The sequence below is a fragment of the Pseudomonas sp. Irchel 3A5 genome (assembly GCF_900187575.1).
Taxonomy (GTDB): domain Bacteria; phylum Pseudomonadota; class Gammaproteobacteria; order Pseudomonadales; family Pseudomonadaceae; genus Aquipseudomonas; species Aquipseudomonas folii.
On the sequence record NZ_FYDU01000011.1, the window covers coordinates 62,586 to 79,102 of the forward strand.

General features: G+C 57.0%; 14 protein-coding genes and 1 other RNA gene. 9 read left to right on the plus strand and 6 right to left on the minus strand.

Translation table 11 applies throughout. From position 1 onward, the window contains the following. Nucleotides 1–94: 94 nt before the first annotated feature. The gene (gene dnaK, locus CKW31_RS18705) at nucleotides 95–2,014 is read right to left on the minus strand and encodes a molecular chaperone DnaK (protein WP_095098324.1); all 1,920 of its coding nucleotides are present in this window, start codon (nucleotides 2,012–2,014) and stop codon (nucleotides 95–97) included. A gap of 103 nt (nucleotides 2,015–2,117) precedes the next feature. Then, the gene (gene grpE, locus CKW31_RS18710; protein ID WP_095098326.1) at nucleotides 2,118–2,681 is read right to left on the minus strand and encodes a nucleotide exchange factor GrpE; all 564 of its coding nucleotides are present in this window, start codon (nucleotides 2,679–2,681) and stop codon (nucleotides 2,118–2,120) included. Between the two features lie 273 nt (nucleotides 2,682–2,954). Between grpE and recN the strand changes: the two genes are divergently transcribed. Next, nucleotides 2,955–4,628, plus strand: a complete 1,674-nt coding sequence (gene recN / locus CKW31_RS18715; protein WP_095098330.1) for a DNA repair protein RecN — start codon at nucleotides 2,955–2,957, stop codon at nucleotides 4,626–4,628. Nucleotides 4,629–4,803: 175 nt separating this feature from the next. Here recN and fur read toward each other — a convergent pair whose 3' ends face one another. Then, nucleotides 4,804–5,211 carry a ferric iron uptake transcriptional regulator gene (gene fur, locus CKW31_RS18720; protein WP_002555142.1) on the minus strand — a complete coding sequence of 136 codons (408 nt, stop codon included), beginning with the start codon at nucleotides 5,209–5,211 and terminating at the stop codon, nucleotides 4,804–4,806. Between the two features lie 98 nt (nucleotides 5,212–5,309). Between fur and CKW31_RS18725 the strand changes: the two genes are divergently transcribed. Beyond that, nucleotides 5,310–5,819 (plus strand): outer membrane protein assembly factor BamE, encoded by a 510-nt coding sequence (locus CKW31_RS18725; protein ID WP_095098333.1) that lies wholly within the window; start codon nucleotides 5,310–5,312, stop codon nucleotides 5,817–5,819. A 72-nt stretch (nucleotides 5,820–5,891) separates the two neighbouring features. Here CKW31_RS18725 and CKW31_RS18730 read toward each other — a convergent pair whose 3' ends face one another. Further along, entirely contained in the window at nucleotides 5,892–6,203 is a 312-nt protein-coding gene (locus tag CKW31_RS18730) for an RnfH family protein (protein WP_095098336.1), read from the minus strand. Then, nucleotides 6,196–6,630 (minus strand): type II toxin-antitoxin system RatA family toxin, encoded by a 435-nt coding sequence (locus CKW31_RS18735; protein WP_095098659.1) that lies wholly within the window; start codon nucleotides 6,628–6,630, stop codon nucleotides 6,196–6,198. Before CKW31_RS18735 ends, CKW31_RS18730 begins: the two co-directional genes overlap by 8 nt. A gap of 328 nt (nucleotides 6,631–6,958) precedes the next feature. Between CKW31_RS18735 and smpB the strand changes: the two genes are divergently transcribed. Then, nucleotides 6,959–7,441: an SsrA-binding protein SmpB gene (gene smpB, locus CKW31_RS18740; protein ID WP_027901440.1), complete on the plus strand. Its 483-nt coding sequence runs from the start codon at nucleotides 6,959–6,961 to the stop codon at nucleotides 7,439–7,441. A 216-nt stretch (nucleotides 7,442–7,657) separates the two neighbouring features. On the opposite strand, the gene CKW31_RS18745 is transcribed toward smpB, so the two are convergent. Next, complete coding sequence (locus CKW31_RS18745; protein ID WP_095098339.1) at nucleotides 7,658–8,425, minus strand: GntR family transcriptional regulator; 768 nt, start codon at nucleotides 8,423–8,425, stop codon at nucleotides 7,658–7,660. Between the two features lie 406 nt (nucleotides 8,426–8,831). On the opposite strand from CKW31_RS18745, the gene CKW31_RS18750 reads away from it, so the two are divergent. The 6 genes from CKW31_RS18750 to CKW31_RS18775 all read left to right on the plus strand — a co-directional run bounded on the left by CKW31_RS18750 (nucleotide 8,832) and on the right by CKW31_RS18775 (nucleotide 16,497). Further along, nucleotides 8,832–10,523, plus strand: a complete 1,692-nt coding sequence (locus CKW31_RS18750; protein WP_095098342.1) for a lactate permease LctP family transporter — start codon at nucleotides 8,832–8,834, stop codon at nucleotides 10,521–10,523. A 63-nt stretch (nucleotides 10,524–10,586) separates the two neighbouring features. Then, entirely contained in the window at nucleotides 10,587–11,732 is a 1,146-nt protein-coding gene (gene lldD, locus CKW31_RS18755) for an FMN-dependent L-lactate dehydrogenase LldD (RefSeq protein ID WP_095098345.1), read from the plus strand. A 90-nt stretch (nucleotides 11,733–11,822) separates the two neighbouring features. After that, nucleotides 11,823–14,633 (plus strand): FAD-binding and (Fe-S)-binding domain-containing protein, encoded by a 2,811-nt coding sequence (locus tag CKW31_RS18760; RefSeq protein ID WP_095098348.1) that lies wholly within the window; start codon nucleotides 11,823–11,825, stop codon nucleotides 14,631–14,633. Between the two features lie 213 nt (nucleotides 14,634–14,846). Then, the gene (locus tag CKW31_RS18765) at nucleotides 14,847–15,131 is read left to right on the plus strand and encodes a hypothetical protein (protein WP_095098351.1); all 285 of its coding nucleotides are present in this window, start codon (nucleotides 14,847–14,849) and stop codon (nucleotides 15,129–15,131) included. A gap of 111 nt (nucleotides 15,132–15,242) precedes the next feature. Then, nucleotides 15,243–15,631, plus strand: a transfer-messenger RNA (tmRNA) gene (gene ssrA / locus CKW31_RS18770). Between the two features lie 188 nt (nucleotides 15,632–15,819). Next, nucleotides 15,820–16,497: a hypothetical protein gene (locus tag CKW31_RS18775; RefSeq protein WP_095098354.1), complete on the plus strand. Its 678-nt coding sequence runs from the start codon at nucleotides 15,820–15,822 to the stop codon at nucleotides 16,495–16,497. The last annotated feature ends 20 nt before the right edge of the window (nucleotides 16,498–16,517 follow it).

Genomic DNA, 16,517 nt, shown 5'->3' on the forward strand with positions numbered 1-16,517 from the left:
CCAGACACGCCAACGCGGGAGCAAGCTCCCGCGCGGCGACATCCTACCAGCGACCGCCCGAAAACGGTCAACTGGCTTGCAAGTGAGCCTGCGCTTACTTGTTTTCTTTAACTTCTTCAAACTCTGCATCGACAACGTCGTCAGCAGGCTTGGCTTCTTCCTTCGCAGCCTGAGCACCGGCTTCCGGTTGCTCTGCCTGCTCGGCGTACATTTTCTGAGCCACTGGCGCAGAAACCTTGGACAGCTCTTCAACTTTGGCGTCGATGGCAGCTTTGTCATCGCCTTTGATAGCGGTTTCAAGAGCAACCAGCGCAGCTTCGATCGCCGTCTTCTCTTCAGCGGTCACTTTGTCGCCAGCATCGGAGATCATTTTGCGAGTCGAGTGCACCAGTGCGTCGCCCTGGTTACGCGCGGTCGCCAGCTCTTCGAACTTGCGGTCTTCTTCGGTGTTGGCTTCAGCGTCACGGATCATTTGCTGAATTTCTTCGTCAGACAGACCTGAGTTAGCCTTGATCACGATCGACTGCTGCTTGCCGGTCGCCTTGTCTTTGGCGCCTACGTGCAGGATGCCGTTGGCGTCGATGTCGAAGGTCACTTCGATCTGTGGAACGCCACGTGGTGCTGGTGGAATCTCAGCCAGGTCGAACTTGCCCAGAGACTTGTTCTGACCAGCCTGCTTACGCTCACCTTGCAGCACGTGAATGGTCACGGCGTTCTGGTTGTCGTCGGCAGTCGAGAACACTTGCGATTTCTTGGTAGGAATCGTGGTGTTCTTGTCGATCAGCGCGGTCATTACGCCGCCCATAGTTTCGATACCCAGGGTCAGCGGGCTAACGTCCAGCAGCAGAACGTCTTTGACATCACCGGCCAATACTGCGCCCTGGATAGCGGCACCCATGGCAACTGCTTCGTCCGGGTTAACGTCTTTACGAGCTTCTTTGCCGAAGAACTCGGTAACTTTCTGCTGTACCAACGGCATACGAGTCTGGCCACCGACCAGAATCACGTCGTTGATTGCGCTGATATCGATACCGGAATCTTTCAACGCGATACGGCAAGGTTCGATGGTGCGCTGAACCAGGTCTTCAACCAGCGATTCCAGCTTGGCGCGCGAGATTTTCACGTTCAAGTGCTTTGGACCGGTCGCGTCTGCAGTGATGTACGGCAGGTTAACGTCGGTCGAATTGCTCGAAGACAGCTCGATTTTGGCTTTCTCAGCGGCTTCTTTCAGACGCTGCATGGCCAGCGGGTCACCCTTGAGGTTCATGCCGCTTTCTTTCTTGAATTCGTCAACGAGGTAGTCGATCAGACGAATGTCGAAGTCTTCACCACCCAGGAACGTGTCACCGTTGGTTGCCAGCACTTCGAACTGGTGCTCGCCATCAACTTCAGCAATTTCGATGACCGAAACGTCGAAAGTACCGCCACCCAAGTCATAAACGATGACAGTGTGGTCGCCCTTCGCTTTGTCCATACCGTAAGCCAGAGCGGCTGCGGTCGGTTCGTTGATGATACGTTTTACGTCCAGACCAGCAATACGACCGGCGTCTTTGGTCGCCTGACGCTGACTGTCGTTGAAGTAAGCCGGAACGGTGATCACCGCCTCGGTCACTGCTTCGCCCAGATAGTCTTCAGCGGTTTTCTTCATCTTCTTCAGGATTTCAGCAGAAATCTGAGGAGGCGACATTTTCTTGCCGTTGACTTCAACCCACGCATCGCCATTGTCAGCTTTGGCGATTTTGTAAGGGACCATCTGAATGTCTTTCTGTACGACTTCTTCTTCGAACTTACGACCGATCAGACGCTTTACCGCGTACAGAGTATTGTGCGGATTGGTCACTGCCTGACGCTTGGCCGACTGACCGACGAGGATTTCGCCGTCGTTGGCATAAGCAATGATCGAAGGCGTGGTACGAGCGCCTTCGGCGTTCTCCAGAACCTTGACGCTGCCGTTTTCCAGAATGGAGACGCAAGAGTTGGTGGTCCCCAGGTCAATACCGATAATTCTGCCCATCTGTGAATCTCCCGAAATTTTGAATTTGGTTGCCGCAACTGCGTTTACAAATTGCGGTAGCTCTTAAACGCTTGGCCTATAAATGGGGGCCAGACAGCTGATTTCAAGCCTGCTCATCAATTGATGGCTGAACAGGCGATGGTGCCTTGCTGACCACGACCATAGCCGGGCGCAGCAGACGACCATTGAGCTGGTAGCCCTTCTGGAACACTTTCAAAACACTGTTTGGTTCAACATCGGCGCTTTCCTGCATGGCCATTGCCTGATGATGCTCGGCATTGAATGGCTGGCCATGCGGATCAATCGCTTCGAGGTGGTAACGCTTGAGCGTGTCGCTAAACATTTTCAGCGTCAGCTCGATACCTTCGCGCATTGGACGAATGCTTTCATCGTCCGGATTGGACAAGTCCAGACCACGCTCAAGGCTGTCCACGATCGGCAACAAGTCACTCGCAAACTTCTCAAGCGCAAACTTGTGAGCCTTTTCTACATCCTGTTCTGCACGGCGGCGGACGTTCTGCAAATCCGCAGCCACACGCAGGGACTGGTCCTGTGCCGCGGCCAGTTGCTCTTCGAGCACTTGCACGCGGGTTACCAATTCATCACCGGAGACTGCTTCGGCAGCCTGGTCCTGGGTCTGCGCATCCAGATTCTGTTCGTCAGCCATAGATTTCTCCTTTCAAGTACGTCCGCGAGCTCAAATCGCGCTTCTGCCCACCTATATGGGAGCGGAATTTTCAGCTTCAAGAGCAGATTTCAGCGAATCGACAAAAGTCCTCACAAACCTTCCGGCCAAAGCCAAGTCCTTATCGCGCTTGAACAAATCGCCAAATGGACTAAAAAAAGCGTGTAGCCGAACGAATCGAGCTAAATCCGGGCATTGTCATCGACAAATAAAACACTGTATAAATAACCAGACTTATCGCCTGGGAGCCACTCCATGCTGGTGCACCTTTCCGTACATAACTACGCCATCGTTGAACATCTCGATCTCGAGCTGGACCGTGGCATGAGCGTAATCACCGGTGAGACCGGGGCAGGCAAATCGATCATGCTCGATGCCCTTGGCCTGACCCTGGGCGACAGAGCCGATAGCGGCGTGGTTCGTCCCGGCGCCGATAAGGCAGACATCCTCGCGACATTCGATCTGGTCGACATTCCTGAAGCGCAGACCTGGCTCAAGGAGCGCGACCTGGACAATGACGGCCCGTGCATCCTGCGCCGGGTTATTACGGCCGAAGGTCGCTCTCGCTCCTATATCAATGGCACGCCCTGCCCCCAAGGTGACTTGAAGGCACTGGGCGAACTGCTGATCGACATTCACAGCCAGCACGAGCATCAGTCGCTGCTAAAGACCGACACCCATCGCCGCCTGCTGGATGAATACGCGGGCGCGACTGATCTGGCCCGTCAGGTACAACTCGCCGCCCAGCGCTGGCGCCAGACCCGTCAGGAACTGGACAGGCTCTCCAACTCCGGCGACGAGCAACGCGCCCGCCATCAGTTGCTGAGTTATCAGCTCGAAGAACTGGAAAGCCTCAGCCTGGGCGAAAACGAGCTGGAGCAACTTGAGCAAGAACAGAAAACCCTGACCAATGCCGAAAGCCTGCTGAGCATTTGCCGTCAGGTTGTAGAACAGTGCAGCGAAAACGATTCCGGCAACGTACTGAATGCACTAACTGCCAGCCTGCATCGCCTGGGCAGCGTCAACGACTCACCGACCGCCCTGAGCGAAGCCACCAATCTGCTGTCCAGTGCTCAGATTCAGGTGGAAGAAGCCGTGGGTGAGCTCAACCGCTTCCTCGATCATTTCGACGCCGACCCTGCCCGTCTGCAGCAACTCGAAGAGCGTCTCGACGCGATCTATACCCTGGCGCGCAAGCACCGTATCCAGCCGACTGAAGTCGCGACGCTTCAACAGAAGCTGCTGGACGAAATCGAAACACTGAATGCCAACGACGAAGCGATTGAGCGACTGGAAAATGAATTGTCGTCGTTCGCACGCCACTATAAAGAGAAGGCACGGGAACTGAGCGACCTGCGCCATCGCGCAGCGCCGGAACTGGCAGCTGCCGTGGAACATGAAATCCAGCGCCTCGGGATGCCGGGTGGGCGGTTCAGCATCGAGCTGAAGGCCAACCCCGAGAAAGAATTGCTGCCCAACGGGCTTGAACAGGTAGAGCTGCTGGTCAGCGCCAACCCGGGCCAGCCGCTCAAAGCGCTGGCAAAAGTGGCATCGGGCGGTGAGCTGTCACGGATCAGCCTGGCGATTCAGGTGATCACTGCGCAAACATCCCGAGTACCGACGCTGGTATTCGACGAAGTGGATGTCGGGATCGGCGGCCCCACGGCCGAAATCGTCGGCCAGCTACTGCGTCGTCTGGGTGATCGCGGGCAGGTCATGACCGTGACGCACCTGCCGCAAGTCGCAGCACAAGGGCATCAGCATCTGTTCGTTCACAAAGTCCGCGACAGCGAGGCCACGCGCACCGCTGTATCAAAACTGAGCAAGAATGAACGTATAGAAGAAGTCGCGAGGATGCTGGGCGGTATCGACCTGACGAAAGAGTCCCTGGCCCATGCGAAGAAGATGGTGGTGACAGCGAAGAGCTGATGACGCTTATTCATGACGTGGGACCGGCTTCAGCCGGGAAGAGGCCTGACCAGCCGCTGCATGTGCATCGTCAGAAATACCGTCTTCCCTGCTAAAGCCGGTCCCACGTCGTCAGGTTCTCCAAAACGCACAAAGGCGACCCTAAGGTCGCCTTTGCTGTTGCGTCAAAAAGGATTTAAGCCTTTTTATTGCGCACGTACAGCACCAAATTGTGATCCACCAAATCGAAACCGTGCCGCTCGACAATCGCCTTCTGAAGCTTTTCGATTTCTTCGTCGAAGAACTCGATCACTTCTCCGGATTCCACGTTGACCATATGGTCGTGGTGGCCTCCGTCAGCCAGTTCGAATACCGCATGTCCACCGTCGAAATTGTGGCGAACCACTAATCCGGCAGCTTCGAATTGGGTCAGGACACGGTAAACCGTGGCCAGTCCGACGTCCTCGCTAGCTTCCATCAGAGCCTTGTAAACATCCTCGGCACTCATGTGGCGCTGCTCGGCGGAATCGAGCATCTGTAGTATTTTGACCCGTGGCAGGGTCACTTTAAGTCCGGCTTTTCGTAGTTCGCTATTTTCAACCATGGTCAGCTTTCTCGCAGACGCTGCTTCGCAGCTTCTCTTAATGCAGGTATGATCGGGGTTTACGTTGTCCCAGCCAAGATAGTGGAAGTCGCCCACCGATGCAAAACACCAAGCTCCTGCTAACCAGTTTCACCCTTGTGGGACTGCTCGCACTCGCCGGTTGTTCATTCCCCGGGGTTTACAAAATCGACATCCAGCAAGGCAATGTCGTCACGCAGGACATGATAGACCAGTTAAGGCCGGGAATGACCCGACGGCAAGTACGGTTTATCATGGGCAACCCTCTGCTGACCGACACTTTCCATGCCGACCGCTGGGATTACCTGTACAGCTTGCAGCCTGGTGGCGGTGAACGTCAGCAAGAGCGTGTTTCGCTGATCTTCAACGGCAACGACCAATTGGTCAGCCTGTCGGGTGACTTCATGCCTGGCGTGAGCCGTGATGAAGCCATTCTCGGCAATGACGGTAATTCCACGGCCACGCCAGAGCAGCCGAAAGAAGAACCTGCCAAGCCAGGCTCGCTGCTTGATCAGATCCAGAAGGACGTCGACAAAGTCGAGACAGTCCCAGTTCCGACTCAGGAACCACTGGATGTGTCGCCGCAGTAAGCAAAACTGCAGGCACAAAAAAGCCCGGCATGCCGGGCTTTTTGCTGTCTGTGATTCGCTGAAACGATGGGCCTAACGTTCGCTCGCCTGCCGAGCCTTGGCGGCCTTGGCGGCTCGCAAGCGCCGAACCTCCTTTGGATCAGCCAGCAGCGGACGATAGATCTCGATCCGGTCGCCATGCTCCAGCACACGCTCATGGCTGACAACTTTACCGAAGATGCCAACCGGGCAATGCTCGAGATCCAGCTCGGGAAACTCGCCACCGACGCCGGAGAGCAGCAGTGCCTGTTGAACAGTCGCCCCTGCAGGAACTTCAACAGCACGCAGCAGTTGCCGGTCCACACCGGCGTGCACCAGCTCAACGGTGATCATCGTCTCAGGCATGCAGCTCTTTCGCTCGCTGACAGAACGCATCCACCAACGTATTAGCCGCTTGATTGAACAAAGGTCCAAGCGTGGCGCGAACGATTGGGCCTGCGTAATCGAAGGACAGATCGAGACTGATCTTGCAGGCTTTCTCGCCCAGCGCCTTGAACGTCCAGACGCCATGCAACTGCTCGAACGGCCCTTCAACCAGATCCATGATGATGGACTGCCCCGGCACCAGTGTGTTTTTCGTAACAAAATGCTGGCTCAGGCCGCCTTTGGCGATCTCCAGGCTGGCACGCATGTGCTCCTCGCTCGCCTCCAGCACTTTAGAGGCGGAGCACCAGGGCAAGAATTCCGAATAGCGCTCCACATCGTTGACCAGGTCATAGAGAGCCTTGGCCGGATAGGGCAAAAGAGCGGAACGTTGAATATGCGTAGTCATGTCAGCGTCAATTCCAAAGCTGCGCGGCAGATACAACAAGAATGCCGAACGGCGCCACATAGCGCATCAAAAAAACGTCAAAGCAAGGAGCGCCAAGGCCCGTCACCCAACCTGCGGATACTGCGAACACACGTCACCGTGGTGAACAGCGTGATGAACAAATCGACCTGGCGAGCCAGCATCGGTTCGAATGAAATATTAGTCACCTTTGCTTCAGGACCCGAAACACGCCGCCTGAGCGGGCACATTGTCCGGGATTAAATCATCGTGCTCAAGCATGCGCTTCCCCATAGCCGACATCGCGGCGAGTCCCTATAATGCGTCGCCTATGGCTAAGCTCAAGAAACACCCTACAGGGACCATCGCGCAAAATAAAAAGGCGCGTCACGATTACTTCATCGAACACAAGTTCGAGGCCGGTCTGGTCCTGGCTGGTTGGGAAGTAAAAAGTCTGCGTGCCAACAAGGTACAGCTGGTCGACAGTTATGTGCTGCTCAAAGACGGTGAGGCCTGGCTGATGGGTAGCCATATCTCGCCGTTGACGACCGCCAGCACCCACGTCATCGCTGACCCGACACGCACCCGTAAACTGCTGCTGAACCAGCGAGAGCTTGAAAAGCTGACGTCGTCTGTACAGCAGAAAGGCTATGCCTGCGTAGCGCTTTCCCTTTACTGGAAGCAGCACTTGATCAAGTGCGAAATTGCTCTGGGTAAAGGTAAAAAGGAATACGACAAGCGCCACACCGAGCGTGAACGTGATTCCGATCGCGAACTGCAGCGTGCCGTGCGTACCAAGGGTAAGGATGATTAGGCTTAGCGCCTGATTCATTACTCTGCGAGGCTCTATTTTCAGGCGCGCCCTAATGTCTGCCTGCAAATAGGGCCCCTCGACGTGGGACCGGCTTTAGCCGGGAAGGCGGCATTTCTGACGACACATTTTTAGTGACTGTAACGGCCTCTTCCCGGCTAAAGCCGGTCCCACGGCAGACGGGACAGCACAGACTAACCGCCCTACAGTTCTATCTCATCACATCCCATTACGCCGCTCAGCCCGAGCCGTGCGCTGCACCTGCAGCCGCACTTCTTCCAGCACTTCCTGCACATAAAGCAAATGGCGACTGGAAATATCGCGGGCATCGTCCGCGCGACCTTCAATAATGGCGGTGTATAACTCCCGGTGCTGACTGATCAGCATGTCGCGGGTTTCGCTGCGCTGTTTGTACATCCCGCCTATGTTAGTCACCACATTGCGCTTGAGCAGATCGAATAGCCCTCGGATGGTGTGCAGCAAAATCGCGTTATGACTGGCTTCAGCAATGGCCATGTGAAAGCTGGCATCCGCCGCGCCCTCCTCCGCTCGACTGACTTCCCCCTCACGCCCATAACAATCCTGCAACGTGTCGAACGCTACCCGCAAACGCTCGCGATCCACATCCGTGGCGCGCATGGCGGCGTAATAGGCACAGGACGCCTCAAGTGTGTGGCGAAACTCAAGCAAGTCGCGCTGCGCATCCGGGCTGCTTTCCAGCAGATGCAGCAGCGGATCGCTGAAGGTGGACCCGATGTTCTCCACCACATAATTGCCGCCGCCCTGACGGCTGATCAACAAGCCCTTGGCGGTCAGTTTCTGGATCGCTTCACGCAAGGAAGGTCGGGAAACACCAAATTGCTCGGCAAGGGCGCGCTCGGCTGGCAGACGACCACCCGATTTAAGCGTGCCCTCAAGAATCATTCGTTCAAGCTGCTCGACAATATCGTCAGACAAACGGCGCTGACGCACCTGATCAAAGCCCATCACTTTCTCCACTTCCCCGATCATGCTGCCGGGCCCGCGTATTCTGGCTGATTGCAGCCCTTCAAGCACCCGCCAGATAGCGCCTAAGAAACCGTATCAACAGTGGATTTCACAGGGCCTGCTACGAAAGTCGTCCCACGGCAAATTGACACATCAATACCAAGGCTTCTACGCTAGCGATCAGACATTGTAAATTGGTATTACCAATTATCCAATGCCAGCGTCAGCGGCTACTCTCTACTGCGCTGCAAGTACCTTTCGGGATGACGAAGGGCTTGAACTGGTGAGCTGTGCGATTCGTTCGTCAGCATCGGCAAGACGTCCGCCACCCTGGGCGCCAGACCGAAGCCTCGCACGTAAGACACGGAATACCGGGCCTATCCAAAAACAATTAGGGGCCTCCCATATGCAAACCTGGCAACAGCTCTACACACCCTTGGGCAGTCTTGGCCTTTCGGCCGCCGCTGCACTCATACCCATCGTGTTTTTCTTTCTGGCATTGGCCGTCTTCAGGCTCAAAGGGCACATCGCTGGCAGTATTACGCTGGCGTTATCGGTGCTGGTTGCGATCTTCGCGTTCCAGATGCCGGCTGGCATGGCGCTCGCGGCCGCTGGATATGGGTTTGCGTACGGGCTGTGGCCCATCGCCTGGATCATCGTGGCTGCGGTTTTCCTCTACAAACTGACCGTCAAAAGCGGTCAGTTCGAAATCATCCGCAGCTCGGTCATGTCCATTACCGATGACCAGCGCCTGCAAGTGCTGTTGATCGCGTTCTGTTTCGGGGCCTTTCTGGAAGGTGCGGCAGGCTTCGGCGCTCCCGTGGCAATTACCGCCGCCCTGCTGGTCGGCCTCGGCCTCAACCCGCTTTATGCGGCGGGGCTGTGCCTGATTGCCAATACCGCACCGGTTGCGTTCGGTGCCTTGGGGATTCCGGTGATTGTGGCGGGCCAGGTGTCTGGGATCGACCCATTCAAGATTGGCGCCATGGCGGGTCGGCAATTGCCGTTCCTGTCGGTGTTCGTGCCGTTCTGGCTGATGTTCATGATGGACGGCGTCAAAGGCGTCAAAGAAACCTGGCCCGCCGCATTGGTGGCAGGCTTGAGCTTCGGGATCACCCAATACCTGACCTCCAACTACATAGGCCCGGAACTGCCGGACATCACCTCGGCACTGGTGAGCATGGTCGCCCTGACCTTCTTCCTTAAAGTCTGGCAGCCGAAAAAAACCGGGGAAACCGTGGTCAGCAGTTCGGGCGGCGCAGCGGTCATGGGCAACCCTGGCAGTTTCAATCAGCCGCGCTCCTCGGTTAAATCGCCCTACACCATGGGCCAGATCTTCAAGGCGTGGTCACCGTTTCTGATTCTCACCGTGATGGTCACCATCTGGACGCTGAAGCCCTTCAAGGCGATGTTTCTGGCAGGTGGCGCCATGCAGGCGTGGACGATGAACATCCCGATTCCGTATCTCGACCAACTGGTGATGAAAACCGCGCCCATCGTCGCCAACGCGACAGCGATGCCTGCGGTGTACAAGTTCGATCTGATCGCGGCATCGGGTACGGCGATTCTGTTCTCCGCCATCCTCGCAATGATCGTGTTGCGAATTACCCCGAGCACCGGTCTGACAACGTTCAAAGAAACCCTGAAAGAATTGCGCTGGGCCATCGTGTCCATCGGCATGGTGCTGGCCTTTGCCTTTGTCATGAACTACTCGGGCATGTCCTCGACTCTCGCCTTGGTCCTGGCGGGCACCGGCGCAGCCTTCCCGTTCTTCTCGCCATTCCTGGGTTGGCTGGGCGTGTTCCTGACCGGTTCGGATACCTCGTCCAACGCGTTGTTTGGCTCACTGCAAGCGACCACCGCGCATCAGGTGGGCGTCAGTGATGTGCTGATGGTCGCGGCCAACTCGACCGGCGGCGTGACGGGCAAGATGATTTCCCCGCAATCCATCGCCGTTGCCTGCGCCGCAACCGGGCTGGTGGGCAAGGAATCGGACCTGTTCCGCTTCACCCTCAAGCACAGCATTTTCTTCGCCACCATCATCGGCTGCATGACCTACGCCCAGGCGTACTGGTTCACCGGCATGCTGGTGCACTGATGAAACAAGCGCCGGGCGCAGTGAGCGCGCCCGGCTGCCCACCCACTCGAGTTGTGAGAGCCCATGATTATTTCCGCTTCCACTGACTACCGCGCAGCAGCGCAACGCAAGCTGCCGCCGTTCCTGTTTCACTACGCTGACGGCGGCGCTTACGCCGAACACACTTTGCGCCACAACGTCTCGGACATTGCCAGCATTGCCTTGCGTCAGCGCGTGCTGAAAAACATGTCCGAGCTGAGCCTTGAAACCTCACTGTTCGGCGAAACCATGAGCATGCCCATGGCCTTGGCGCCCATCGGTCTGTGCGGCATGTACGCCCGCCGGGGCGAGGTTCAGGCAGCACGCGCAGCCGCCAGCAAAGGTATTCCGTTCACCTTGTCCACGGTGTCCGTCTGCCCGATTGAAGAAGTCGCACCGGCCATTGACCGCCCCATCTGGTTTCAACTCTACGTGCTCAAGGACCGCGGCTTCATGCGCAACGCCCTGGAGCGCGCCAAAGCCGCCGGGGTCAAAACGCTGGTGTTCACCGTGGACATGCCGGTGCCGGGCGCGCGCTACCGTGACGCCCATCACGGCATGAGCGGCGCGAACGGCCCGATGCGCCGCGTACTGCAAGCTATGACCCATCCTCAATGGGCGTGGGATGTCGGTGTCAACGGCCGCCCCCACGACCTGGGCAACATCTCGACCTACCGTGGTAACCCGACCGGCCTTGCCGACTATATTGGCTGGCTGGGCAACAACTTCGATCCGTCCATTTCCTGGAAGGATCTGGAATGGATCCGCGACACCTGGGACGGCCCGATGCTGATCAAGGGCATTCTTGACCCGGAAGACGCCCGCGACGCTGTGAAATTCGGCGCTGACGGCATCATCGTGTCCAACCACGGCGGCCGCCAGCTCGACGGCGTGCTGTCCAGTGCTCGCGCCCTTCCGGCCATCGCCGACGCCGTGAAAGGCGACCTGAAAATCCTCGCTGACTCCGGCATTCGCAGCGGGCTGGACGTAGTGCGCATGATCGCCCTCGGTGCCGACGCCGTGCTCATCGGCCGCGCGTTCATTTATGCCTTGGCCACCCACGGCGAGGCTGGCGTAAAGAACCTGCTCGACCTGTTTGAAAAAGAAATGCGCGTGGCCATGGTGCTGACCGGAGCCAAATCCATCAGCGAAATTTCCCGCGATTCCCTTGTCCGTGAATTGGGCGTCTGAACTCATGCATCACAACGTACGCGGCACGCCAGATGCCGCGACGTCGATACTCCTGAAAACCTGAGCCCCTGACTGCCTGAGGAAGACCGCATGAGCCTCCCTGCCTCCTTCCTGACCGAAGCCCACCGCCTGATCCCCGCCAATCGCCGCTTCGACGATCCGCTTTCGACATTGGCCTTCGGCACCGACGCGAGTTTCTACCGGTTGATTCCCAAGCTGGTGATCCGCGTTGAATCCGAAGATGAAATGATCGCCTTACTCAAACTGGCCCATCGCGAAAACGTCCCGGTGACCTTTCGCGCCGCGGGCACCAGCCTCTCGGGCCAAGCCATCAGCGATTCAGTGCTATTGGTATTGGGCGACAACTGGAACGGCCGCGAAGTGCGCGACAACGGCACGCAAATCCGCCTGCAACCGGGTGTGATCGGTGCGCAAGCCAACAACTGGCTCGCACCCTATGGTCGCAAGATCGGCCCGGACCCGGCGTCCATCAACGCCTGCAAAATCGGCGGCATTGTCGCCAATAACGCTAGCGGCATGTGTTGTGGCACGGCGCAAAATACTTACCACACCCTCGCAGGTATCCGCGTGATACTGGCCGACGGTACACGCATCGACACCGAAGACCCGAACAGCGTCGCAGCCTTTCGCACCAGCCATGCCGACTTGCTGGAACAGCTGGCCAGACTGGGCCGTGAAACCCGAGCCAACACCGAACTGGCCGCAAAGATTCGCCACAAATATCGTCTGAAAAATACTACTGGCCTGTCACTCAACGCCCTGGTGGATTTCGATGAACCGCTGGATATCCTCAGCCACCTATTGGTCGGTTCCGAGGGCACGCTGGGCTTTATCAGCGCAGTGACCTACGACACCGTCGTCGACCATCCCAATAAAGCCTCTGCATTGATCGTCTTCCCGGACGTGGAGACCTGCTGCAACGCCGTCACCGTCCTGAAAAGCCAACCCGTGGCCGCCGTCGAACTGCTCGACCGACGCAGCATGCGCTCGGTGCAGGACAAACCCGGCATGCCCGCTTTCGTACGTGAACTGTCAGCAAATGCCTGCGCGCTGCTGATCGAGGCCCGCGCCGCGCCGCGCCCTTTACTGCATGAACAGCTGGCGCAGATCATGGCCTCGCTGGCGTCTTTTCCGGTGGAGAAACAGGTCGACTTCACCGAAGACCCACTGGAAAACGCTCGTCTGTGGGCCATCCGCAAAGACACCTTCCCCGCCGTCGGCGCAGTCCGGCAAACCGGGACCACGGTGATCATCGAAGACGTGACCTTCCCCGTCGAACAACTAGCCGTCGGCGTGCGTCGCCTCATCGCGCTGTTCGACAAACACCACTACGACGAAGCCATTCTGTTCGGCCATGCGCTGGAAGGTAATCTGCACTTCGTCTTCACCCAGGGCTTCAACAACCCGGAGGAAGTGGCCCGCTATCAGGCGTTCATGGAAGACGTCGCGCAACTGGTGGCGGTGGAATTCGGCGGCTCGCTCAAGGCCGAACATGGCACCGGGCGCAACATGGCGCCCTTCGTCGAACTGGAATGGGGCCACGACGCTTATCAATTGATGTGGCAACTCAAACGGCTGCTCGACCCCAACGGCATTCTCAACCCTGACGTGGTGCTGAGCACCGATCCACAGATCCACCTCAAGCACCTGAAACCACTGCCCGCCGCTGACGAGATCATCGATAAATGCATCGAATGCGGTTTCTGCGAACCCGTGTGCCCTTCCAAAGGCCTGACCCTCAGCCCACGGCAGCGCATCGTCATCTGGCGCGACATTCAGGCGCGTAAACGTGCGGGCATCAACACCGACGAACTGGAAAAGGCCTACCACTATCAAGGCATCGAAACCTGCGCCGCCACCGGCCTGTGCGCTCAACGCTGCCCGGTGGGCATCAACACCGGCGAGCTGATCAAAAAGCTGCGCAGCCAAGAGGCCAGTCACCCACAGGCCGCAGGCTGGATGGCCAGTCACTTCAAGACCATGCTGCAAGGTGCACGCTTTACCCTGCACGCCGCCAATGGCGCGCGCATGCTGCTGGGTGCGCCACGGCTGGCAAAAATATCCGCTGCATTGAGCAAAGCGTCTGCCGGGCGCGTGCCCCAGTGGTCCCCCGCCATGCCGCAGCCCGAACAAGCGATTCGTTTCAATCCACCCAGTGAGGATCAACGGCCACGCGTGGTCTATCTGGCCGCCTGTGTGTCGCGAGTCATGGGCCCTGCTGCGGGTGATAAAGAACAAATGTCGCTGATGGACAAAACCCGTGGCCTGCTGGAAAAAGCCGGCTACCAAGTGGTGTTCCCCGACGATCAGGACAACCTGTGCTGCGGCCAGCCTTTTGCCTCAAAAGGTTACAACAAACAGGCGGACGACAAGCGTCAGCAACTGCTGGCTGCACTCAGCAAAGCCAGTCGCGGCGGCCTCGATCCGATCTACTGCGATACCAGCCCCTGCACCTTGCGCCTGATGGAAAACCTCAAAGACACCCGGCTGGATCTCTACGATCCCGTACGTTTCATCCGCACCCACCTGCTCGACAAACTGACCTTCACACCCCAGCAAGAACCCATCGCCGTACACGTCACCTGCAGCACGCAGCATCTGGGCGAAAGCCAGGCGCTGATAGAGCTGGCGCGCCTGTGCAGCATCAATGTGGTCATCCCGGAAGGCATTCATTGCTGTGGCTTTGCGGGGGATAAAGGCTTCACCACCCCGGAGCTAAACGCTCACGCACTGCGCACGCTTAAAGACGTGGTCCAGCACTGCAGCGAAGGCATCTCCACCAGCCGCACCTGCGAGATTGGCCTGTCGCAACATGGTGGCATCGACTACCACGGGCTGGTCTATCTGGTAGATCGCGTCACACAGGCGAAAATCGGCTGATCACGACACAGCAGCGGCAATCGCCCCATTTTGGTGCCTATATCGCGAAATATGGCTTTTTCACATGAGACTGTAAATTAAATAGAACCCCTGCGTTTGCGCACAGTCAGTCTAGTAAGCCCGCCAATCTGAGCCGGGCTTACTCACAGACCTCGGCGACGGGCCTCATCGACCGGCCATACCGAGTCCACAGGCGATAAAAGGAGATACACAATGAAGCGCACAGCACTCACTGGATTGTTCCTCACCGCTGCCCTGTTGGGTTCCCCGGCGTTCGCCGCCGATGACCTTTGTGGTGCCAACCTGAAAACCCTGCAGAATGCGCAGGTTTCGTCGGGCACCAACCTGGCCGCCGATACCAAGATGTCTTTGGAAAAAACCGAAAAAGAAGCAGTGGCCGCCCAAAAGGCTGGCGACGACAAGAAATGCATCGAGCTCACTACTCAAGCCATTACCAGCCTGAAAAATACCGGCTCTGGTAACGAAGGCAACAAGTAAAGCCCCGCAACGGCCAGCCTGATGGCTGGCCGAAACCAGGCTGCGACAGAAGGTCGACGCGAGGAGCTCATTGGAGTACACTCCGCGGCCTGACTGCGAAAGCAGTCACCTGGGGCCGATTAGGATTCGACGCCGGTGATGAAACTTTAGGTGCATGCCGACTTGGTAACAGAAGTCGTAAATCCACTGTTGCAACTTTCTATAGTTGCCAATGACGATAACTACGGTGCTCAACTAGCTGCGTAAGCAGCCTAGCCCGCACTTCTGGTAGCTTCGGCTCCAGCAATCATTAGGGGATGTCTGTAAACCCGAAGTGATTGTCATATAGAACAGAATCGCCGTGCAGTACGCTGTGGACGAATCGGCTAAAACTTACACAGCTCGCCCAAAGCACCCTGCCCGTCGGGTCGCTGAGGGTTAACTTAATAGACACGGCTAAGCATGTAGGACCGACAGCGGAGTACTGGCGGACGGGGGTTCAAATCCCCCCGGCTCCACCAAATTAAGAAGAAGACGCCTTAGGGCGTCTTTTTTTGTGCCTGGAAACCGACCTTTTTCTCAAGTGTCTGCCCTACCGCTGGTTCACAGTGAACGTCTTGCTAGCTTCAGGAGATTGAAAACACCTCTTCTAAAAGAAGAATATTGATGATAAATTCCGCTTTAAGAAGATCGATAGCAGGGGAATTTAATGTCGCTTCAAAAAGATATTTTACGTTTCTTAAGGACCGAGGCCTCGAAGGGTCAGGTTGAAGAGCTCGTGGACGCCATCCACTTGGCATACGAACGGGCTTTCGAGCAGAGCAAAGGCCTTCGGAACCTTCCAACACACCGAAAGCTCGCGCAAGACCGAAACTTCTTCTTGCAGGATGTCTTGATAGGTCAGAGCTCCTGGCAAGGAAGCTGTGTCTCCGCATCCCACAACGGGGAGCAATTTGCCCTGCTTAAGGCAGGTAGTACACTTATTACCGCATCAGTTGTACCGTGGCGGAAGAAGATACGCCCCTCGAAAGGTCGGCTGAAGAATTCGAGACTTAATGCTTATCTAGAGCACCTACAGAGAAATCCAGACTTGTTCGAAGGACAGGATCTTCTTGGTAAACTGCCCACGGACAGCCTGAACCTCATCATCGCTCCTTTGTCACCCGCTACGAAAAGCACGCTGGACCAATCAAAACCCCAAGTGCTAATGATCGCAGTGCCTTATGCCAACAATCTAGACAAGTTCCATTTATGGTGCACGGTTCAGGAACTTCTGCTGAGCTACGAAGACGAAGCTGATCATGAGTCTGATGAGTCTGTATGGCCAAAGCTCCGTATTCGGATGCGGAGTGAAGAAGAAAAAACCGACTCAGAAGATGACCAATAGCTTTAAATGAGGTACGTGTA